Here is a 21,172-nt window from a genome sequence, read left to right as displayed (position 1 = left end):
ATTGTAATTTTAAAGCGTTGAATTTTCAACGCTTTTTTTATGGCTTTAACTCTCGCTTTCCATTTTTATGATTTGCCCCTGAGGCATCCCTTTACAATTTCCCGTTATACGGTTAAGATTCAAAAAACTGTGGTGGTTTGCATTTCTGACGGAACGTTTTCAGGTTATGGTGAAGCAACCGTAAACCCATATTATCATAGCACTGTCGAAAAATTATCGGCAAGTTTGGCCAAAGTTTTACCCATTGTTGCTATAACTTCAGAAATTCATCCCAAAGATTTTTGGGAAAGTATTGCAATTGTTTTGAAAGACGATTATTTTGCCTTGTGCGCTGTAGATATGGCCTATTGGGATTATTATGCCAGAAAGAACATGAGGACATTACGAAGCTATTGGTCGGATGAAGATTCTAAAACGCCACTGACTTCTTATACGATTGGGATTGACTCCATAGCGATAATGCAACAAAAAATCATCGAAATGTCGTGGCCTATTTATAAGATTAAGTTAGGAACTCCAAACGATATTCAAATAGTGGAAAGTTTACGCAAAATAACCGATTCCGTCTTCAGAATAGATGCGAATTGCGCCTGGAATGCAAATCAAACCATTAAATATGCTTCAATCTTAAAAGAACTTAACGTAGAATTCATCGAGCAACCTTTAAATGCAGGCGATATTGAAGGCATGAAAAAAGTCAAATCCAAATCCGTTTTACCTATCATTGCTGACGAAAGTTGCCAACGGGAAAAAGATGTTATTTTGTGTAGCGAATTATTTCATGGGATCAATATCAAATTAATGAAATGTGGCGGAATTACTCCTGCCTTGAGAATGATTGAAGTGGCAAAGGAACAGGATTTGTTACTAATGGCGGGCTGCATGACAGAATCAACAGTTGGAATATCGGGATTGGTTCAAATCGCGCCACTTTTAGACTATTTAGATGCCGATGGAGCCTTGCTTTTGAGTCAGGATATAGCGGAAGGTGTAACTTTCGATTTTGGGAAAATTGTATATCCAAATGCTTTTGGAAGTGCCGTGAAATTATATGTGCCAAAAATCATAAAATGTTAATAACTTCAATGCTAAAAGTGCGGTTTATAGGGCATAATCGATCCCTATTTTATATATTTGCGTGTTAGACAAAAAATACATTTTTTAGAGTAAATTTATATGAGCGAAGAAATCAAGAAGAACAATTATTCAGCAGATAGTATTCAGGCATTAGAAGGAATGGAGCACGTTAGGATGCGTCCTTCCATGTATATTGGAGATGTAGGTGTAAGAGGTTTGCATCATTTGGTTTATGAAGTAGTCGATAACTCTATCGATGAGGCAATGGGAGGTCATTGCGACACCATTGGCGTAGCGATAAACGAAGACGGTTCTGTGACTGTTGAAGATAACGGACGTGGAATTCCGGTCGATTTACATAAAAAGGAAGGCGTTTCTGCACTAGAAGTTGTAATGACTAAAATTGGTGCCGGAGGAAAATTTGATAAGGATTCTTATAAGGTTTCCGGGGGATTGCACGGTGTTGGGGTTTCTGTAGTAAATGCATTATCTAAACATTTGAGAGCTACTGTTCATAGAGACGGAAAGGTATATGAGCAGGAATATGAAAGAGGAAAATCGCTTTATCCTGTAAAACAAATTGGCGAAACTACAAAAAGGGGAACAATAGTTACTTTTTATCCGGACAATCAAATTTTTACCCAAACTACCGATTTTACTTACGATACTTTATCGGCGCGTATGCGGGAGTTGTCCTATTTGAATAAAGGAATTACCATCACTTTTACGGATAAAAGAGAATTGGACAAAGATGGTAAATTTGTTCAGGAAATCTTTCATTCTGATGAAGGGCTGAAAGAATACATCCGTTATTTGGATGGAAATCGGGAGCCAATCATTTCTCATGTTATTTCGATGGATTCCGAAAAAGGAGAGATCCCTGTTGAGGTTGCCTTGATTTACAATACGAGTTATACGGAGAATATTTTCTCGTATGTGAATAATATTAATACGCATGAAGGTGGAACGCACCTGCAAGGTTTTAGAACTGGTTTAACCCGTTCGTTAAAGAAATACGCAGATGCTTCTGGAATGTTAGATAAATTGAAGTTCGAAATTGCCGGAGACGATTTCCGCGAAGGGCTAACCGCAATTATTTCAGTAAAAGTAGCAGAACCACAGTTTGAAGGTCAGACCAAAACCAAATTAGGAAATAGAGAAGTTGTTTCGCCGGTAAGTCAAGCGGTAAGTGAAATGATCGAAAATTATTTGGAAGAAAATCCAAATGATGCCCGAATCATTGTTCAAAAAGTAATTCTTGCTGCGCAGGCTCGACATGCTGCTAAGAAAGCACGTGAAATGGTGCAACGCAAAACCGTTCTTGGCGGTGGCGGATTGCCAGGAAAATTATCAGATTGTTCAGAACAAGATCCTGCAAAATGCGAAGTATACCTTGTCGAGGGAGATTCGGCAGGTGGAACCGCAAAGCAAGGTCGCGATCGTGCTTTTCAGGCTATCATGCCATTGCGAGGTAAGATTTTGAATGTGGAGAAAGCAATGCACCATAAAGTTTTTGAAAACGAAGAGATTCGAAATATATTTACGGCACTTGGCGTAACAATTGGGACTGCGGAAGATAGTAAGGCATTAAATATCGAAAAATTACGTTATCATAAAGTCATCATTATGTGTGATGCCGATGTCGATGGAAGTCATATTTCAACTTTAATTCTAACGTTTTTCTTCCGATTCATGAAGGAATTAATTGAACAGGGTCACGTATATATTGCAGCTCCTCCTTTATATTTAGTAAAAAAAGGAAACAAGAAAGAATATGCTTGGAATGATGTGCAGCGAGATCAAGCTAATGAAAGAATGGGCGGAAGTGCCGCAATTCAACGTTATAAAGGTTTAGGAGAGATGAATGCGGAGCAATTATGGGAAACCACAATGGATCCTAATTTCAGAACTTTACGCCAAGTGAATATTGACAGTTTAGCAGAAGCCGATAGAGTGTTTTCTATGTTAATGGGGGATGAGGTTCCGCCAAGAAGGGAATTTATCGAGAAAAACGCAGTTTATGCCAATATCGATGCCTAAATAAAATTTAATCGTTAATTCGGTTATTTGTTTAACTGATTAGCGGAGTTAACAAATAATAGAATTAACAAATTAATAAATAAACACAAATAAAATGAAAGTTACAATAGTAGGAGCAGGAAACGTGGGAGCGTCTTGCGCAGATGTGATTTCTTATAGAGGAATTGCGAGTGAAGTAGTAATTTTAGATATCAAGGAAGGTTTCGCCGAAGGTAAGGCTATGGATTTGATGCAATGCGCTACCAATACAGGATTCAATACCCAAATTTCAGGAGTTACCAATGATTATTCAAAAACAGCCAACAGCGATGTAGTTGTAATTACTTCAGGGATTCCAAGAAAACCGGGAATGACTCGTGAAGAGTTAATCGGAATCAATGCCGGAATTGTGAAATCTGTAGTGGATAATGTTTTGGTTCATTCTCCAAACTCAATAATAGTTGTCGTTTCTAATCCTATGGATACCATGACATATTTGGCTTTAAAAGCAACAGGTTTACCAAAAAACAGAATTATTGGAATGGGTGGCGCTTTAGACAGTTCCCGTTTTAGATATTATTTATCAAAAGCATTAGACAAACCATCAAATGATATTTCCGCAATGGTTATTGGAGGTCATGGTGATACAACAATGATTCCGTTGACTCGTTTGGCTGCTTACAACGGTATTCCGGTTTCTGAATTTCTTTCTCAAGAAGAATTGGACAAGGTAGCTGCTTCCACTATGGTTGGAGGAGCAACATTAACGGGGCTTTTAGGAACTTCTGCGTGGTATGCACCTGGGGCTTCTGTGGCTTATCTTGTTGATAGTATTTTAAATGACCAAAAGAAAATGATTGCATGTTCTGTTTTGTTGGAAGGTGAATATGGTCAAAATGATATTTGTATTGGGGTTCCATGTATAATAGGTAAAAATGGAGTTGAACAAATTGTGGAAATTAAATTAAACGATGCTGAAAAAGCTTCATTTGCTAAAAGCGCTGATGCTGTTAGAAATATGAATGCTGACTTGCAATCAGTTTTAGCATAAGTTTTTATGCCATATATAGAGAAGACTGCAACATTGCAGTCTTTTTTTTGAGATTAATCAATAAATAAATTGGTTAATCTTTAGGTAAATTATATATTTGCTCGTTTTTAAAAAAAAACGGACGTGTATCAAATTTTTAGAATTAAGTTTTAAAATTAAAAAATATACATTTATTAGCGATTATTTTTAAAACTTACAAACAAAAAACAATTAATTATTAGCAATAATGCAGAATAGAGGACTAGTTAAATTTTTTGCAATTTTATTTGCATTGGTAAGTATTTACCAACTTTCTTTCACATTCGTTTCTCATAATATAGAAAGCGATGCCAAAACGTTTGCGAAAGGAAATTCTGAGAAAGAATTAAAATATTTAGATTCCATTGGGAAAGAAAAAGTATTTAATCTTGGGTTTACCGATTTTACTTATAATGAAGTAAAAGACAAAAAAATCAATAAGGGGCTTGATCTTGAGGGGGGAATCAATGTTCAACTTCAAATTTCGGTAAAAGACATAATTAAAGGATTATCCAATAATTCTAAAAACCCTACTTTCAATAAAGCACTGGCTGATGCTACGGCAAACAGACAAGGAAATCAGGATTACATTGATGCTTTTTTTGAAGCATTCGATAAAGCTTCTTCAGGAACTGTAAAATTAGCTTCGCCAGAAATTTTTTCCAATAAAATCATTGGTGATGAAGTAAACTTTAGAATGACTGACGACCAAGTGAAAAAGGTAATCAGACGTAAAGTAGATGAATCTATCGGAAGTGCTTTTGAAGTACTAAGAAAGCGTATCGATAAATTTGGAGTTACACAACCTAATATTCAAAAATTAGGGGAATCCGGAAGAATCTTGGTAGAACTTCCTGGTGCTAAAGACGTAGATCGTATCAAAAAATTATTACAAAGTACGGCTCAATTAGAGTTTTGGGAAACCTATAAAATTGACGAGTTAGGTAATTTCTTAATGGCTACCAATAATGCTTTGAAGCTTACAGAGAAATCAGCCATAGAAATTAAAGAAACCGCAAAAACCGGAATCGATACTTTATTGACTGATAAAGTAAAAGATACCGTTGCTCCTAAAAAAGGTCAAAATCCTTTGTTGGATAAATTTGTGAGTCAAGGAGGAGGTCCGGTTCTTGCTGTTGTATCTCCTAAAGATACTTCTGTAATCAATAGCTATTTCAAAAGACAAGATATTAGAGTCTTATTGCCAGCGGATAAGCGTTATGCTAAATTTGTTTGGGGAAAACCTTCGACAATTGTTGATGAAAAAACAAAGAAAGAAGTTGAAACAGTTGAATTGTATGCTCTAAAAGGTAACAGAGACAACCAAGCGGCAATGAGTGGTGGAGTGGTTACGGATGCCAAAGATTCCTTTGACCAGTTGGGTAAACCATCGGTAACGATGCAAATGAACGGACAGGGTGCGAAAGCTTGGGAAGAATTAACAGGAAAAGCATTTACTCAAAAAAGTAATATCGCTATCGTTTTGGATGATATCGTTTATTCTGCACCTGGAGTTTCTAGCGGGCCAATTTCTGGTGGAAGATCAGAAATATCAGGAGTTTTTGATGTTACTGAAACTAAAGATTTAGCGAATGTATTAAGGGCAGGTAAATTACCGGCTTCAGCTGAAATTGTTCAATCTGAAGTGGTGGGGCCATCACTAGGGCAAGAAGCTATTGATAACGGAACTAATTCTGCTATTATTGGTTTGTTAATCGTTTCGTTATGGATGATGGTGTACTATGGTAAATCAGGTTTGTATGCGAATATTGCTTTAGCAATTAACCTTTTATTCTTATTTGGTATTTTAGCGAGCTTGGGAGCGGTACTTACGTTGCCTGGAATTGCGGGTATCGTGTTAACTATGGGTACAGCAGTTGATGCTAATATCATTATCTACGAAAGAGCAAAAGAGGAATTGCGTGCCGGAAGAACAATTGAGGAAGCAATTAAAGCTTCATTTGGTTGGAAAGGCGCCATGCGCTCCATTGTTGATGCAAACGTTACGCACGTATTGACAGGAGCGGTATTGTTGATTTTTGGAACTGGACCAATTCAAGGTTTTGCTACGACATTATTAATAGGTATAGCTACTTCATTGTTTACGTCTATTTTTATCACTAGAATTTTATTAGACTGGAGCGTAAGCAGAGGAAATAAATTAACTTTTGTTACGGGCTTTTCTAAAAACTTCTTCACGAATTTCCATTATGATTTCCTTGGGGTTAAAAAATACACATACATTTTTTCAAGCTTGGTAGTGATAGTAAGTATCATCTCTTTATCTACTAACGGATTAAATTATGGTGTCGATTTTAAAGGAGGAAGAACTTTTCAAGTGCATTTTGAAAAACCAGTTGCTGCTGAAGAAGTGAAATTGGAACTAGTTAAAGTTTTTGATGGAAGTGCTGAAGCCAAAATTTTTGGTAAAGACAATCAATTAAAAATCACAACTAAATATAAAGTTGATGAAGCGGGTACTGAAGCCGATCAAGAGGTAAATAAAATATTGTACGATAACTTGAAAAAGCATTTCTCTGCCGATATGACTTACGAAAAATTCGTAAACAGTTACGATGGTAAAAAATACGGTATTTTGCAAGCCTCTAAAGTTGGTCCAACTGTTGCAGATGACATCAAAACCAACTCGTATTGGGCGGTTCTAGGAGCTATGGGAATTGTTTTCTTATACTTGATGGTAAGTTTCAGAAAATGGCAATACAGTTTAGGTGCGATTGCGGCGGTGGCGCATGATGTTATTTTCGTATTGGGAATTTATTCTTTATTGTGGAAATACATGCCTTTCGGAATGGAAATTGACCAGCATTTTATTGCGGCAATCCTAACCGTTATTGGGTATTCTATGAATGATACCGTAATTGTATTTGACAGGGTTCGGGAGTATTTAGGCGGTAAAGCGAAAGGAAATTTCAATTCTATCGTGAATCAATCTATTAACTCTACTATGTCAAGAACAATTAACACTTCCTTGACGATGATTTTGGTATTGTTAATCATGTTCATTTTTGGTGGAGAATCCATTAGAGGATTTATCTTCGCCATGTTGATAGGTATTGTTGTAGGAACGTATTCATCCCTATTTATAGCAACGCCAGTTCTTGTGGATACTATTTCTGACGCGGAACACAAAAGAATTGAAGAAGAGCATAACAAAGCATAATAATTTTTTATATACTAGAAAATGCCCGAATTGTTTCGGGCATTTTTTTTGGGATATCATGAATTTAAAAAATAAATAACTAATTTTAAAGGATTGTAAATTGAACTTCTTGTACCTGAAATATAAAACGTAATATAAAGCATAGCACGAATGAAAAACCTACTGAAAGAAACCTACGGAATGCTCTTTGAAGAAAAACTGATTGATGAAATCGCAGAAGTTTCTTTATTACGGGATTTTAAGGAGCAGGACGTCCTGATTGATTTTGGGGATTATATCAAAAAAATCCCATTGTTGATTACAGGTGCTATCAAGATTTTACGGGAAGATTTCGATGAAGGGGAATTGCTCTTGTATTTTATTGAAAAGGGAGATACCTGTGCCATGACAATGGCGTGTTGTATGGGTGAAACCAAAAGTGAAATTAGAGCCGTTGCTGAAACCAATGGAACTGTAGTGATGATTCCTGTGATAAAAATGGAAGAGTGGTTAGGAAAGTATAAAAGCTGGAGGACATACGTATTTAACAGTTATAACAATCGTTTGAAAGAAATGCTTACAGCCATCGATAATCTTGCATTCATGAATATGGACGAACGGCTACTAAACTATCTTCAGGAAAAGGTTAAAATTAACCATTCTAAGGAGATTCATACTACCCATCAAGAAATTGCATTTGATTTACATACTTCAAGAGTAGTTGTGTCCCGATTACTGAAAGCACTTGAAAATGAAGGGAAAATTCGCCTGCACAGGGCGTCAATAGAATTTCTAAAAAGTTAGTTTGTAACTTTAGTTGCAGAAGGAGTTTCTAAATAGGTGCACCTTTGTGGTATCAAAATAGTAACAGATGGAAATTTCTCAAGGTATAGGATATATTTTAGCCGTATTTGTCGGGATGACATTAGGAATGTTAGGCAGTGGAGGCTCTATTCTTTCGGTTCCCATTTTAGTATACGTAATGAGTATTGAACCCACTTTGGCCACTGCATATTCATTATTTATTATTGGGACAACCTCTTTGATTGGAGGCATTCAAAAAGCCAAACACAAATTAGTCGATTTTAAAAAAGTTATTTTATTTGGAATTCCTACCGTAATTACAGTTTTTATTACCCGAAAAATTATTGTTCCCAGAATTCCAACCATCATTTTTTCTACTGATTTTTTTACGTTGCACAAGTCGGTTTTAATCATGATTGTTTTTGCTGTGGTTATGATAGTAGCTTCAATCAAAATGATTAAGCCATCGGTCTTAATACCCATTTCTGAAGGTGAAAAATTAAACTATTATAAAATAGCTATTCAAGGTGTTTTTATAGGTTTGATTTCAGGTTTTGTTGGCGCTGGTGGTGGATTTCTAATTATTCCAACATTATTATTTATGACAAAAACCCACATGAAAATGGCTGTTGGAACTTCCCTTTTTATCGTGGCTTCCCAATCCTTAATCGGCTTTTTGGGTGACATACAAGGTAATCAGATTATCGATTGGAAACTGTTGTTAATTTTTACAAGTTGCTCCATCTTCGGAATTTTCATAGGAAATTTTATTTCCAGAAAAGTAGAAGGCAATAAACTCAAAATAACATTTGGTTGGTTTGTTTTGGCCATGGGAATATATATAATCATCAAAGAATTTTTTTGGTCTTAATGATTTCATAAATGTAACTTTTGTTACCATTTTGTGTTAAAAAATGAATTAATTTTAAAGTATAATAACTATAAAAATGAAAATAGAACAAATATACACCGGTTGTTTAGCTCAAGGTGCCTATTATATAGAAAGTAATGGAGAGGTGGCTATTATTGATCCCTTGCGGGAAGTACAGCCTTATATTGACAAAGCAAATCAAAATCATTCGAAAATAAAATACATTTTTGAAACCCATTTCCATGCAGATTTTGTTAGTGGACATGTTACTTTAGCTGAAAAAACTGGGGCGCCAATAGTTTTCGGACCTCAAGCAAATCCTAGTTTTAAAGCGCACATAGCCACAGATGAAGAAGTTTTTCACTTAGGTAAAATTACCATTACCGTTTTGCATACGCCAGGACATACCATGGAAAGTGCATGTTATCTCCTAAAAGATGAAGAGGGAAAAGACTATGCGCTTTTTAGCGGAGACACCTTGTTTTTGGGTGATGTAGGAAGACCTGATTTGGCTCAAAAAGCAGCTCATATGACAAAGGAACAATTGGCTGGAATTCTTTTTGACAGTTTGCGCAATAAAGTAATGACCTTGCCAGACGAGGTAATTGTTTATCCTGCACATGGTGCCGGAAGCGCATGTGGAAAAAATTTGAGCAAGGAAACCATTGGAACAATTGGTGAACAAAAAAAAGTTAATTATGCCCTTCGTGCCGAGATGACCCGAGATGAATTCATCAATGGAGTCACAGATGGATTGTTGCCTCCACCTGCTTATTTCCCGATGAATGTGAGACTGAATAAAGAGGGATATGAAAACGTGGATGATATCATTAAAGAGGCTATTGCATACGACCCCAAAACGTTTGAACATTTGGCTAATGAAACTGATGCTTTAATTCTAGACGTACGCCATCAGGATGATTTTGCCAAGGGACACATTCCAAAATCAATTTTTATTGGTATTGAAGGCAATTTTGCGCCTTGGGTTGGAGCTTTGATTATTGATAGCAAGCAACCTTTACTATTGGTAACGCCGTCGGGAAGGGAAGAAGAAACCATCGTGAGATTGGCCAGAGTGGGATATGACAATACATTAGGGTATTTAAAAGGTGGTTTTGAAGCATGGAAAAGTACAGGTTTAGAATACGATAGGGTCAATTCTGTTTCGGCGGAAGAATTAGAAGAAAAATTGCTGGAAAAAGTTCCCGTTTTTGACGTCAGAAAACCGGGTGAATATGACGCTGAGCATATTGTAGATGTTCCTTCAACCCCTTTGGATTTCCTGAACGAACATTTGTCTGAATTTCCAAAAAAAGAACCCTTTTATGTGCATTGCGCCGGGGGATACCGTTCTGTTATTGCAACCTCGATATTAAAGGCACGAGGATATCATAACGTCGTCAATGTTTTAGGTGGATTTGATGCGATTAAAAAAACGGGAATAAAAACTACAAATTATGTATGTCCTTCAACTTTAAAATAATGAAAGTACAACTTTTTACCAATTGGCATCTCATGCGCTGGGTTCGATTGACATTTGCCCTATTTTTATTTATCCAAGCGATAGTATTGCGGGAGTGGATGTTTATTACTTTTGGATTGTTTTTCTTCATTCAGGTAATTTTTAATCTGGGTTGCGGCGCTAACGATTGTACAATTCCTAACCATAAAAACAAGAAAGATGAGTAATTTCGATACGATTATCAAATCAGGAAAACCGGTTTTAATTGATTTTTTTGCCACATGGTGCGGGCCATGCAAAACGCTTGCCCCAATTTTGAAACAAGTCAAAGACGCCTTGGGAGAAAGGATCACGATATTGAAAATTGATGTGGACAAAAATCATCAAATGTCGTCCCAGTATCAAGTGCGTGGCGTCCCTACTATGATTTTGTTTCAGGAAGGAAAACAATTGTGGCGACAATCAGGTGTTTTGTCAAAAGAAGAGATTATCAAAATGATTATAGAGAAAACTAACAAATGACAAAAAAAGCATTCATCATCACAGGAATAGGAGTCGTTGTTGGAGCCCTTTCAGGGTATTTGTATTACTTTTATGTTGGCTGTTCTTCAGGAACTTGCGCCATTACTTCCAGACCTTTAAATAGTACTTTATATGGGGCGTTAATGGGAGGGTTACTCTTTAATATGTTCGTGAAATCACCAAAAAAATCATAAATACCGAAAATTAATCAATACAATTGAAATAAGATGAAAAAGAATATGGGGTTAACAGACAAAATTATTCGTATTGCGGCTGCAATTTTTGTTGCAATATTGTATTTTATGGGTACAATAAGCGGAATGATAGCACTCGTTTTAGGCATTTTTGCAATTATTATGGTTATAACCAGTTTCATTAGCTTTTGCCCATTGTATATTCCATTTGGAATTTCAACCCGCAAAAAAGAATAACTATATAAAGGAGCACAATAACGAGGTTTTTAATCAGATTTCTTTTGGATCAAAATTATTGGAATGCTAAATGCAAATCCAATTTATGAAAATGAAAATGTAACAAAATTTGATTGGTTTACGATCCAATACAAAATTGTTCTTTTGAATTTAAAAAGTAATTTAAAGTAACAATTTAAGTTTGAATAGAGTTTTCCTTGCGGAATGTATTTTTAGTTACCTTTGTTAACCAAATGGTTAAACAGTATAGTTAAATTAATGACCACTGAAGAAAAAATATTTAACGCGGCCAGGATTGTATTCCAAAAGAAAGGGTTTGCAGGCGCTCGCATGCAGGAAATCGCCGATGAAGCGGGAATCAACAAGGCGATGTTACACTATTGTTTCAAGAACAAGCAATTACTTTTTCAAGCCGTTTTCATGAATGCTTTTGGTCAATTGGCTCCGCAAATTAACGCCATTTTCAATTCTCAAGATACGGTTTTTGACAAAATAACGAAGTTTACCCATAGTTATATTTCGTTTGTAATTCTCAATCCCTATTTGCCACAATTCGTAATTCAGGAAATGAATAACAATCCCGAGTTTGTAATGTCTTTTATGAACAATGGAAACAGACCTAATCCTACCGTTTTGATTGCTCAAATCGAAAAAGAAATTGCGGACGGAATTATAAAACCCATTAATCCAAAACAGCTTCTGCTGGATATTTTTTCGATGACCATTTTTCCTTTTGCTGCCCAAATGATGGTCAAAGGAATGATTCAAATTTCAGATTCTCAATTCAATGAAATGATGGAAGAACGAAAAACCAGTGTTGCCGAACAAATAATTAATTCGATAAAAAAATGAAACCATTTTTGAAGATAACATTTGCATTATTACTGCTGCCTATTTTATCCCATGCACAGCAAACCTTATCATTGGAAAATTGCTATGATTTAGTCAATAAAAATTATCCATTGGCCAAACAAACGGAATTATTGCAACAAAAATCAGCTTTCGAAATTGATGCGCTCAACAAAGGAAAATTGCCAAAAATAGATTTAAATGCTCAGGGAACCTATCAATCGGCGGTTACGGAATTGCCCATTCATTTACCAAATGTGACGGTAAATCCGTTGAATAAAGACCAATATCGGGCGACTTTAGACGTAAATCAATTAGTGTATAATGGCGGAATGATTGATGCAAATTCCAAACTTAAAGAAGCACAAACTAAAACGCAACAACAACAAGTTTCGGTGAATTTATATCAAATTAAAACCAGAATCAATCAGTTGTATTTTTCGATTTTGTTGTTACAAGAACGAAAAGCGATTTTGATTTCTAAACAAAATCAATTGGTTACTAAAATAAATGAAGTGAAAATTGGGGTTAAATTTGGAGCTATTATTCCTGCTTCGGAGAAAGTGCTCGAAGCCGAAAACTTGAAAATTAAGCAGCAACTTGTCGAAATTCAATTTGATAAAAAACGATTGTTAGAAAATTTGTCAGTGCCAACTTTTTCGACAATTGACGATAATACAACTTTGGTTCAGCCAATGATTTTCAATGATTTTACTGTGGAAAGTAATCGTCCGGAACTGAAATTATTTGACATCCAAAACGAACAACTTGAAGTTTCTAAGGAGGTAATTTCTAAAAATAATTCACCAAAAATAAATGCTTTTGGTCAAGCGGGTTATGGAAATCCAGGATTGAATATGTTGGACAATTCGTTTCAAACCTTTTATATGGTGGGTTTAAAAGCCAATTGGAATGTGTTTGATTGGAATAAATCCAAAACCGAAAAACAAGCACTTTCTGTTTCAAAAGAAATCGTTTCGACAGAAAAAGAGACTTTTTTGCTTAACAATAAGTTACAATTACAGGAAATGGAAAACGAAATTCATAAAACGGAAGCGGTTATCAATACCGATTCAGAAATTATCACTTTACGTGAAGACGTAGTCAAATCTTCAAATTCACAATTGAAAAATGGTGTCATAACTTCATCAGAATATCTGGTGGAATTCACCAATTTATATGAAGCCAAAACCAATCAAAAACTGCATGAAATTCAATTGGCTTTGGCGAAAGCGAATTATAAAATTGTAAAAGGAAATTAAAAATATATAAAAATGAAAAAAATAATCACATTCGTACTTCTGACAAGTTTAGTTTCTTGTAATAAAAATAACGACAAAGCCGATGGTTACGGTAATTTTGAAGCTACCGAAGTTACAATTTCGGCGGAAGCCAACGGAAATATCGAATATTTAAAACTCGAAGAAGGCGAAATTCTGGAACCCAAAACACAAGTTGGCATGATTGATACTACCCAGTTGTATTTCAATAAACAACAGCTAATTGCTTCAATAAGCACTGTTTTATCAAAATCAAAAAATGTGTTGTCGCAAAGAAGTGTTTTGCAGGAACAACTCAAAACGACCTTGATTGAGAAAAAGAGAATCGAAAATATGTTTGCCGAAAACGCTGCAACTAAGCGGCAAGTTGACGAAATTATAGGCAAAGTGAATGTGTTGAAGGAACAAATAAAAAGCGTGGAAACCCAAAACGCGCCCATCGTAAATGAGGTAAAATCGATTGATGTACAAATCGAAAAAATCAACGACCAAATTGAAAAAAGCAAAATTATAAATCCCATAAAAGGAACGGTTTTAGCCAAATATGCAGAACCAAATGAAGTTACGGCGTTTGGAAAACCACTTTATAAAATTGCCGATATTTCCGAAATGACTTTGCGAGTGTATATCAGCGAAACCCAATTACCCAAAATAAAAGTGGGGCAAAATGTAAGCGTTAAAATTGATTCGGACAAAGAAATGAAATCGTATCTGGGAACTATTTCCTGGGTTTCATCGTCGGCTGAATTCACTCCAAAAGTGATTCAAACCAAGGAAGAACGTGTAAATTTAGTTTATGCCGTGAAAGTGAAAGTAAAAAATGACGGAGCTCTAAAAATAGGTATGCCAGCTGAAATGTGGATAAGTAGTCAAAAATCATAAAGCCGAAAAGGAAAAATTAACAATCTAATTCTCTTATAAATTGAGTATTCAAGTCCAAAATATATCAAAATCCTACAATAAAATCAAAGCCATTGATGCCATTTCTTTTGAGGTAAACGATGGAGAATTATTTGGACTTATTGGACCTGATGGAGCCGGTAAAACTACAATTTTCAGAATTCTCACAACGCTTTTATTGGCCAATGAAGGTTCGGCATCGGTTGCAGGTTTTGATATTGTCAAAGATTACAAAGCCATTCGGAATTCGGTGGGTTATATGCCCGGAAAGTTTTCCTTGTACCAAGATTTATCCGTGGAGGAAAATTTGAAATTTTTTGCTGCCATTTTCGGAACGACGATTGAAGAAAATTACGATTTAATCAAAGATATTTATATTCAAATCGAACCTTACAAAACGAGAAGGGCAAGAGCACTTTCGGGCGGAATGAAACAGAAATTAGCATTATGTTGCGCTCTGATTCACAAACCAAAAGTCCTTTTTCTTGATGAACCCACCACTGGAGTTGATCCCGTTTCACGAAAAGAATTTTGGGAAATGCTCAAGCGTTTGCAACAAAAAGGAATCACGATTTTGGTTTCTACGCCTTATATGGACGAGGCTGCTTTATGCGACCGAATTGCCTTAATCCAAAAGGGGAGCATCTTAAAAATTGATGAACCCAGAAATATTATCAAGGATTATCAGAAAATAATTTACGATGTTAAGGCTAAAAATAGGCACCAATTAATTCTGGATTTGAAAAAATATCCAAGTCAATACAGCGTTTTTGCCTTTGGGGAATACATTCATTATATTGATAAAAACGAGGATTTTAACGCTGCGGATTTAGATAATTATCTTAAAAAACAGCTTCATACGGAAATAGAAATTCGGATTTCAAATCCAACAATCGAAGATGTTTTTATGGATTTGTAATTAATTAAAAATCGGTAATAATCCTTTTGAATCTGTGGCAAGAAAAAGATTGCTTCGTGCCTCGCAATGACAACATGAACAAAGAAAAAATCATAGAAGTACAAAATCTTACCAAGCAATTTGGCAACTTTACTGCTGTCAAAAGTATTTCTTTTGATGTGTATAAAGGAGAGATTTTCGGTTTCCTTGGCGCTAACGGTGCCGGAAAAACTACGGCTATGAAAATGCTTATCGGAATTTCAAAACCCACTTCTGGAGAGGCTTTGGTTGCTGGCTTTGACGTAAAAACCAATACCGAAATGGTCAAAAAAAGCATAGGTTACATGAGTCAAAAATTCTCGATGTATGATGATTTAACCATCAAGGAAAACATCACTTTTTTTGGTGGAATTTATGGATTATCCAAAGCAAGAATCAAAGAAAAAACGATGCAATTAGTTGAAGAATTAAGACTCCATGACTCGATAGATAAATTAGTAGGTTCATTACCATTGGGTTGGAAACAGAAATTGTCTTTTTCGGTGGCCTTATTGCATGAACCCAAAATCGTTTTTCTCGATGAACCAACTGGAGGAGTTGACCCCATTACCAGAAGACAATTTTGGGAAATGATATATGCCGAAGCCAATAAAGGAACCACCATTTTTGTGACCACACATTACATGGACGAAGCTGAATATTGCGACCGAATTTCCATCATGGTCGAAGGAGTCATTGAAGCGCTTGATTCTCCAAAAAATCTGAAAAACAAGTATAATGTGGCTTCAATGAATGACGTTTTTTTGAAATTGGCGAGAAATGTGGAATCCCCATAACCCCCAAAAGGGTAACAAAAATAACCTTCGAGACTTTGTGTCTTCGTAGCAAAATAATATAAAATGAAAAGATTCATCGGTTTTGTAACAAAAGAATTCTATCACATTTTTCGGGATAAACGAACGATGTTCATCCTTTTCGGGATGCCAATTGCCCAAATTATGTTGTTTGGTTTCGCCATTACAAACGAAATCAACAATGTAAATATTGCCATTTTGGACAAATCCAAAGATAACGAAACACAGAAAATAATCAATAAAATTGGTGCTTCCAACTATTTTAAAATCAATCAGGAAATTACCAACGAGAACCAAATCGAAAGTGTTTTCAAAAAAGGAAAAGTAAAAGCCGTTTTGGTATTCGAAAAAGATTTCATCAAAAATATGCAAACATCAAAACAAGCCAAAGTCCAGGTGATTACTGATGCTACCGATCCCAATGTCGCCAATACTATATCGAATTATGTCAACTCCATTTTACAGAATTACACCCAGGAAATCAATAAAAACAACACGACAAGTCACCAAATACAAACGCAAATTCAACTGTATTATAACCCCGAATTAAAGAGTGTCTTCACCTTTGTTCCCGGAGTGATGACCATCATTTTAATGCTCGTTTCGGCAATGATGACTTCCATTTCCATCACACGTGAAAAAGAACTTGGAACAATGGAAGTACTGTTGGTTTCGCCTTTAAAGCCTTTTCAAGTCATTATTGGTAAAGTGTTTCCTTATATTTTTCTATCCATCATTAATGCCACAATTATCCTGCTTTTGGGTTTTTTTGTATTCAAAATGCCCGTCGAAGGAAACTTGTTTTTATTGGCTTTCGAAAGCATTTTGTTCATCACCACGGCACTTTCGTTGGGCATATTAATATCGACCGTTTCGCATTCGCAACAAACCGCAATGATGCTTTCCTTGATGGGATTAATGCTGCCAATAATCATACTTTCGGGCTTTATTTTTCCTGTTTCCAGCATGCCGTTGCCCTTGCAAATCATCAGCAACATCATCCCCGCCAAGTGGTTTATCATTATCATCAAAGCCATATTACTCAAAGGAGCAACACTAAATGTGATATGGAAAGAGACGTTAATTCTTATCGGAATGACGGTGTTTTTTATCGCAGTAAGTGTCAAAAAATATAAAATAAGGTTGGAGTAGAAAGAGATAAAAGATTATAGAGAAAAGACAAAAAAAATCATGTAAAACAGTTAAATCCGTGAACCAAAAACATTAGAAACCTTTATGATTTCACGCCTTCGTGGCTAACTAAAAATGAAAACAATACTATTCATCGTCCAAAAGGAATTCCGACAAATCTTTCGAAACAAAGGAATGCTTCCCATTATATTTGTTTTGCCACTGGTTCAATTGCTCGTTTTGTCGAATGCTGCCAGTTTTGAAATCAAAAACATTAAGTTTTCGTATATTGATAATGATCATTCCGTGGCTTCCAGAGAATTGATTTCGAAATTCCAAGCGTCCAGTTATTTCAATATTATTGAAAGGTTTCCTTCTAAAAAAGAAGCCGATTTTCAAATGCAAACGGGAACAGTAGATGTTATACTTGAAATTCCCAATCATTTCGAACGTGATTTAATCAAGGAAAATGGCACTAATTTATCGGTAAGTATCAATGCTATTGATGGTGCCGCAGCAGGAGTAGAGAATGTTTATATTTCACAAATCATAACGGGTTTCAATCAAAAAATACAAACGCAATTGTATCAATACAACGAAGCTTCTTACATGCGACCGGTTAATATTGTTACGATTCCTTCGTTTTGGTACAATAATACCTTGAACTATAAAACCTTTATGGTTCCCGGAATTTTGGTTTTATTGGTCACCATGCTCACGCTATTTTTATCGTCAATGAACATCGTTCGCGAAAAAGAAATTGGCACTTTAGAACAAATCAATGTGACGCCTATCAAGAAATACCAATTCATTGTCGGGAAATTATTCCCTTTTTGGGTTTTGGGATTGGTGATTCTGACTGTTGGCTTAACGATAGCCAAACTCATTTTCAACGTTCCCATATTAGGCAACATTGGCTTGATTTATTTCTTTACCTCGGTTTATTTGTTGGTCATTTTGGGCATCGGATTAATCATTTCCAACCATTCCGACACACAACAACAAGCCATGTTTATTGCTTGGTTTTTCTCCGTGATTTTTATTTTGATGAGTGGATTATTCACGCCAATAGAAAGCATGCCGGTTTGGGCACAAAACGTTACGTTGCTCAATCCTATTCGGTATTTTGTGGAAATTATCCGAATGGTAATGCTTAAAGGCGCTACGTTTTCGGATATTTCCAGACCATTTTATATGATTGTTTGCTATGCTTTTGCATTAAATGGAATAGCCGTTTGGTCATATAAAAAAACTATTTAGTATCTTTATGGGAGCTATGAAAACCACGCCAAAATATACGCTTTCAAAATCAGAATCCCTTTTTGTACAAGGGCCTTTGTCTCGATTTAAGGAGTTAGTTTTTATACTAAAAGTGGGGTTTAATTTCATCAAGGCTTTTCGGAAAATGCACTTTATTGGGCCCTGTGTAACCATTTTTGGTTCGGCGCGTTTTGGTCCTGAAATGGATCATTATAAAGATGCCGAGAAAATTGGTGCCGCAATGGCTAAACTGGGTTTTACCGTAATGACGGGTGGCGGTCCCGGAATTATGGAAGCGGCTAATAGAGGCGCTTACCAAGCCGGAGGTTATTCCGTGGGGTGTAACATTGTTCTTCCGATAGAACAAAAACCAAATCCTTATCTCCATAAATGGATTTACATTCCCTATTTTTTTGTTCGGAAGGTGATTCTCGTGAAATATTCGTTTGCTTTTATTGTGATGCCAGGAGGGATAGGCACTTTGGATGAATTGTTTGAATCCCTAACCCTGATTCAAACGAAAATGATTGCGGGTTTTCCTGTCGTGATTTTTGATACTAAATACCATAAAGATTTGTGCGAACATATTGATATGATGATTAGGCACGAAAGCATCAGCAGGGAAGATATGGAATTGCTTTTTGTGACGGATTCCGTGGAGGATTTGGTGGCACATATACAAAAACATGCCATCAAAAAATTTGGCTTGAAAAAAAAACACTATAATTCCAAATGGTGGTTAGGAGAAAGGAAAAGATGAATTACGATTTCTTTCTTGCAATCATTTTTTTGGTTGCCCATTTCATCATTTTTTGTTCCAAGTCCGCTTTCAGGAATGGTTTTGAGAGATAATCATCCATGCCAGATTCTAAACATTTTTCTCTTTCTCCTACCATAATTCCAGCGGTTAAAGCAATTATGATGGTCTTTTTTGATTTTTCTAGCTTTCGGATTTCAGCAGTAGTTTCATAGCCGTTCATTATGGGCATTTGAATGTCCATCAAAATAAGATCCGGTTTTTCCTCCTTAAACTGCCGAATCGCCTCATTTCCGTCTGAAGCTTCAAAGACGGTACAATCCGGCATAATTTTGTTTAAAAGCGTTTTTGCCAATAACATATTAATCGTATTATCCTCAACTACTAATATTTTAAGGTTATTAGGCATTTCTATTTTTTTGTCCGTTGTTTCAAGCGTTGGGTGTATTAGGACTGTATTGGCGTTTTTTTTTGCTGTTGCTTTTTTAAATTCAATAGTGAAATGGAAATGGCTTCCTTTCCCATATTCACTAATGAGTTCTAAATTGCTGTTCATTAAACCCAATAGTTGATTGGAAATAGTTAATCCTAAACCCGATCCGCCAAATTTCCTTGAGGTAGAACTGTCTTCTTGTACAAAAGAATAAAATATTTTTTTTTGATTTTGTTCCTTTATTCCTATTCCGGTATCTTTTACTGAAAATTGTAAAATAGTTTTGTCTTCCTTAGAAACCGCGATTTGTCTAATATCCAATCGTATTTGTCCGGAAGCGGTAAATTTTAAGGCATTGCTCAATAAATTTACTAAAATTTGCGTTAATCGGATAGAATCAGCAAAAATAAATTGAGGAACGGCATCTTCAATATTTAAAATTAAATCTATTTTTTTTTGATTTGCTAGATGTTTAAATAAGTTAATCGAGTGATGTGCCAGTTCAAAAAGATCGATTTCTTCGACATACAATTCTAAATTTCCGGATTCAATTTTAGAAAAATCTAAAACATCATTAACTACACTCATTAGTATGGTGGCAGATTCATTAATGGTGCTCGTATATTCCAATTGGCTCTTATCAAGTTTTGTATTCATTAACAAATGTGTAAACCCGATAATTCCGTTTAATGGAGTTCTAATTTCATGGCTCATGTTAGAAAGAAAATCCGATTTGGCTTTATTGGCCGTTTCGGCTAGTTCTTTTGCCTTGATTAATTCCATTTCCAACCGTTTGCGTTCGCAGATGTCAACCGCTGTAATCAAGCACTGCTCCCCGTTTTCCGTTACAACACCCGAAAGTATAACACATTTTATTGGATTATCCTTTATGGATATGGATACTTCGCATGATACTTTACCGTGGCTGTTAAATATTTTTTCAAAAAACTGATTGAATACAGGTTTAGTGTCTTCGGAAACAAAGGACACAAAATTACGGTTTATTAAAAACATCCGTTCTAGACCCAATATTTGGGATCCGGAAAGATTGAGTTCTAAAATTTTGCCTTCTTTAGAAAGGGTAAAATACCCGGAAGGGGCAAAGACGTACAGTTCCGCATATTTTTGGTGTGATGCTTCTGCTCTCTCTTTTTCCATGATGAGTTCTTCATTCTGCATTTCCAGCTCAATCTTGTGCACTTCCAGTTCATGAATGAGTTTCATCGTTTCGGTCTCAAAAAGTTTAGCAACTGATATTGCTTCTTTCTCTTTTAGTACCTTTTCCGCTTTTTGGCGAAGAATTACTGCTTTTGATTTATAATTGTCAGTTTTCATGATGATTCCTATTTTGAATTAATACTTTATTGCGGACTCGATTCGCGATAAAGGCTATAT

General features: G+C 35.7%; 20 protein-coding genes. 19 read left to right on the top strand and 1 reads right to left on the bottom strand.

What is annotated here, in order from left to right; all coding sequences use genetic code 11:
• Positions 1–39 precede the first annotated feature (39 nt).
• The 19 genes from DB895_RS00260 to DB895_RS00170 all read left to right on the top strand — a co-directional run bounded on the left by DB895_RS00260 (position 40) and on the right by DB895_RS00170 (position 19,347).
• A complete protein-coding gene (locus DB895_RS00260; RefSeq protein ID WP_116723341.1) occupies positions 40–1,077 on the top strand; it encodes a dipeptide epimerase in 1,038 nt (345 codons plus the stop codon).
• A 99-nt stretch (positions 1,078–1,176) separates the two neighbouring features.
• Positions 1,177–3,117: a DNA topoisomerase (ATP-hydrolyzing) subunit B gene (gyrB, locus tag DB895_RS00255; RefSeq protein ID WP_116723340.1), complete on the top strand. Its 1,941-nt coding sequence runs from the start codon at positions 1,177–1,179 to the stop codon at positions 3,115–3,117.
• Positions 3,118–3,211: 94 nt separating this feature from the next.
• Positions 3,212–4,147: a malate dehydrogenase gene (gene mdh / locus DB895_RS00250; RefSeq protein ID WP_116723339.1), complete on the top strand. Its 936-nt coding sequence runs from the start codon at positions 3,212–3,214 to the stop codon at positions 4,145–4,147.
• 226 nt (positions 4,148–4,373) lie between these two features.
• Positions 4,374–7,346: a protein translocase subunit SecDF gene (gene secDF, locus DB895_RS00245; RefSeq protein ID WP_116723338.1), complete on the top strand. Its 2,973-nt coding sequence runs from the start codon at positions 4,374–4,376 to the stop codon at positions 7,344–7,346.
• A 150-nt stretch (positions 7,347–7,496) separates the two neighbouring features.
• Positions 7,497–8,129: a Crp/Fnr family transcriptional regulator gene (locus tag DB895_RS00240; protein ID WP_116723337.1), complete on the top strand. Its 633-nt coding sequence runs from the start codon at positions 7,497–7,499 to the stop codon at positions 8,127–8,129.
• Between the two features lie 67 nt (positions 8,130–8,196).
• Positions 8,197–9,000 carry a sulfite exporter TauE/SafE family protein gene (locus DB895_RS00235; RefSeq protein ID WP_116723336.1) on the top strand — a complete coding sequence of 268 codons (804 nt, stop codon included), beginning with the start codon at positions 8,197–8,199 and terminating at the stop codon, positions 8,998–9,000.
• Positions 9,001–9,076: 76 nt separating this feature from the next.
• Positions 9,077–10,483, top strand: coding sequence for an MBL fold metallo-hydrolase (locus tag DB895_RS00230; protein ID WP_116723335.1), 1,407 nt, complete (start codon positions 9,077–9,079; stop codon positions 10,481–10,483).
• Positions 10,483–10,689, top strand: coding sequence for a hypothetical protein (locus tag DB895_RS00225; RefSeq protein ID WP_116723334.1), 207 nt, complete (start codon positions 10,483–10,485; stop codon positions 10,687–10,689). The genes DB895_RS00230 and DB895_RS00225 overlap by 1 nt, the downstream gene beginning before the upstream one ends.
• Positions 10,682–10,984 (top strand): thioredoxin, encoded by a 303-nt coding sequence (gene trxA / locus DB895_RS00220; RefSeq protein ID WP_116723333.1) that lies wholly within the window; start codon positions 10,682–10,684, stop codon positions 10,982–10,984. The genes DB895_RS00225 and trxA overlap by 8 nt, the downstream gene beginning before the upstream one ends.
• Positions 10,981–11,178, top strand: coding sequence for a DUF6132 family protein (locus tag DB895_RS00215; protein WP_116723332.1), 198 nt, complete (start codon positions 10,981–10,983; stop codon positions 11,176–11,178). Before trxA ends, DB895_RS00215 begins: the two co-directional genes overlap by 4 nt.
• Positions 11,179–11,211: 33 nt before the next feature.
• Positions 11,212–11,415, top strand: coding sequence for a YgaP family membrane protein (locus DB895_RS00210; protein ID WP_116723331.1), 204 nt, complete (start codon positions 11,212–11,214; stop codon positions 11,413–11,415).
• A gap of 258 nt (positions 11,416–11,673) precedes the next feature.
• The gene (locus DB895_RS00205; RefSeq protein WP_116723330.1) at positions 11,674–12,267 is read left to right on the top strand and encodes a TetR/AcrR family transcriptional regulator; all 594 of its coding nucleotides are present in this window, start codon (positions 11,674–11,676) and stop codon (positions 12,265–12,267) included.
• Positions 12,264–13,526, top strand: coding sequence for a TolC family protein (locus DB895_RS00200; RefSeq protein ID WP_116723329.1), 1,263 nt, complete (start codon positions 12,264–12,266; stop codon positions 13,524–13,526). Before DB895_RS00205 ends, DB895_RS00200 begins: the two co-directional genes overlap by 4 nt.
• A 12-nt stretch (positions 13,527–13,538) precedes the next feature.
• Positions 13,539–14,426, top strand: a complete 888-nt coding sequence (locus DB895_RS00195) for an HlyD family secretion protein (RefSeq protein WP_116723328.1) — start codon at positions 13,539–13,541, stop codon at positions 14,424–14,426.
• A 40-nt stretch (positions 14,427–14,466) separates the two neighbouring features.
• Positions 14,467–15,363: an ABC transporter ATP-binding protein gene (locus DB895_RS00190; protein WP_116723327.1), complete on the top strand. Its 897-nt coding sequence runs from the start codon at positions 14,467–14,469 to the stop codon at positions 15,361–15,363.
• Between the two features lie 74 nt (positions 15,364–15,437).
• Positions 15,438–16,178 (top strand): ABC transporter ATP-binding protein, encoded by a 741-nt coding sequence (locus DB895_RS00185; protein WP_116723640.1) that lies wholly within the window; start codon positions 15,438–15,440, stop codon positions 16,176–16,178.
• A gap of 63 nt (positions 16,179–16,241) precedes the next feature.
• The gene (locus tag DB895_RS00180; RefSeq protein ID WP_116723326.1) at positions 16,242–17,348 is read left to right on the top strand and encodes an ABC transporter permease; all 1,107 of its coding nucleotides are present in this window, start codon (positions 16,242–16,244) and stop codon (positions 17,346–17,348) included.
• 114 nt (positions 17,349–17,462) lie between these two features.
• Positions 17,463–18,587, top strand: a complete 1,125-nt coding sequence (locus tag DB895_RS00175; RefSeq protein ID WP_116723325.1) for an ABC transporter permease — start codon at positions 17,463–17,465, stop codon at positions 18,585–18,587.
• Between the two features lie 7 nt (positions 18,588–18,594).
• Positions 18,595–19,347 carry an LOG family protein gene (locus DB895_RS00170; RefSeq protein ID WP_243694603.1) on the top strand — a complete coding sequence of 251 codons (753 nt, stop codon included), beginning with the start codon at positions 18,595–18,597 and terminating at the stop codon, positions 19,345–19,347.
• Position 19,348: 1 nt separating this feature from the next.
• Here the strand turns inward: DB895_RS00170 and DB895_RS00165 are convergent, their stop codons facing one another.
• On the bottom strand, positions 19,349–21,112 hold the full coding sequence (locus DB895_RS00165; RefSeq protein ID WP_116723324.1) for a response regulator: 1,764 nt from the start codon (positions 21,110–21,112) through the stop codon (positions 19,349–19,351).
• Between the last annotated feature and the right edge of the window lie 60 nt (positions 21,113–21,172).

It is taken from the genome of Flavobacterium psychrotolerans, from assembly GCF_003097635.1.
Taxonomy (GTDB): Bacteria; Bacteroidota; Bacteroidia; order Flavobacteriales; family Flavobacteriaceae; genus Flavobacterium; species Flavobacterium psychrotolerans.
Note: the sequence above shows the minus strand (reverse complement) of the source record. Positions and strands in the feature narration are given on the sequence as shown.

What these genes read in the sequence shown, in the direction of transcription:
- DB895_RS00260 (WP_116723341.1), top strand. Translation starts at nt 40, where the DNA reads ATGGCTTTAACTCTCGCTTTCCATTTTTATGATTTGCCCCTGAGGCAT.
- gyrB (WP_116723340.1), top strand. Translation starts at nt 1,177, where the DNA reads ATGAGCGAAGAAATCAAGAAGAACAATTATTCAGCAGATAGTATTCAG.
- mdh (WP_116723339.1), top strand. Translation starts at nt 3,212, where the DNA reads ATGAAAGTTACAATAGTAGGAGCAGGAAACGTGGGAGCGTCTTGCGCA.
- secDF (WP_116723338.1), top strand. Translation starts at nt 4,374, where the DNA reads ATGCAGAATAGAGGACTAGTTAAATTTTTTGCAATTTTATTTGCATTG.
- DB895_RS00240 (WP_116723337.1), top strand. Translation starts at nt 7,497, where the DNA reads ATGAAAAACCTACTGAAAGAAACCTACGGAATGCTCTTTGAAGAAAAA.
- DB895_RS00235 (WP_116723336.1), top strand. Translation starts at nt 8,197, where the DNA reads ATGGAAATTTCTCAAGGTATAGGATATATTTTAGCCGTATTTGTCGGG.
- DB895_RS00230 (WP_116723335.1), top strand. Translation starts at nt 9,077, where the DNA reads ATGAAAATAGAACAAATATACACCGGTTGTTTAGCTCAAGGTGCCTAT.
- DB895_RS00225 (WP_116723334.1), top strand. Translation starts at nt 10,483, where the DNA reads ATGAAAGTACAACTTTTTACCAATTGGCATCTCATGCGCTGGGTTCGA.
- trxA (WP_116723333.1), top strand. Translation starts at nt 10,682, where the DNA reads ATGAGTAATTTCGATACGATTATCAAATCAGGAAAACCGGTTTTAATT.
- DB895_RS00215 (WP_116723332.1), top strand. Translation starts at nt 10,981, where the DNA reads ATGACAAAAAAAGCATTCATCATCACAGGAATAGGAGTCGTTGTTGGA.
- DB895_RS00210 (WP_116723331.1), top strand. Translation starts at nt 11,212, where the DNA reads ATGAAAAAGAATATGGGGTTAACAGACAAAATTATTCGTATTGCGGCT.
- DB895_RS00205 (WP_116723330.1), top strand. Translation starts at nt 11,674, where the DNA reads ATGACCACTGAAGAAAAAATATTTAACGCGGCCAGGATTGTATTCCAA.
- DB895_RS00200 (WP_116723329.1), top strand. Translation starts at nt 12,264, where the DNA reads ATGAAACCATTTTTGAAGATAACATTTGCATTATTACTGCTGCCTATT.
- DB895_RS00195 (WP_116723328.1), top strand. Translation starts at nt 13,539, where the DNA reads ATGAAAAAAATAATCACATTCGTACTTCTGACAAGTTTAGTTTCTTGT.
- DB895_RS00185 (WP_116723640.1), top strand. Translation starts at nt 15,438, where the DNA reads ATGAACAAAGAAAAAATCATAGAAGTACAAAATCTTACCAAGCAATTT.
- DB895_RS00180 (WP_116723326.1), top strand. Translation starts at nt 16,242, where the DNA reads ATGAAAAGATTCATCGGTTTTGTAACAAAAGAATTCTATCACATTTTT.
- DB895_RS00175 (WP_116723325.1), top strand. Translation starts at nt 17,463, where the DNA reads ATGAAAACAATACTATTCATCGTCCAAAAGGAATTCCGACAAATCTTT.
- DB895_RS00170 (WP_243694603.1), top strand. Translation starts at nt 18,595, where the DNA reads ATGGGAGCTATGAAAACCACGCCAAAATATACGCTTTCAAAATCAGAA.
- DB895_RS00165 (WP_116723324.1), bottom strand. Translation starts at nt 21,112, where the DNA reads ATGAAAACTGACAATTATAAATCAAAAGCAGTAATTCTTCGCCAAAAA.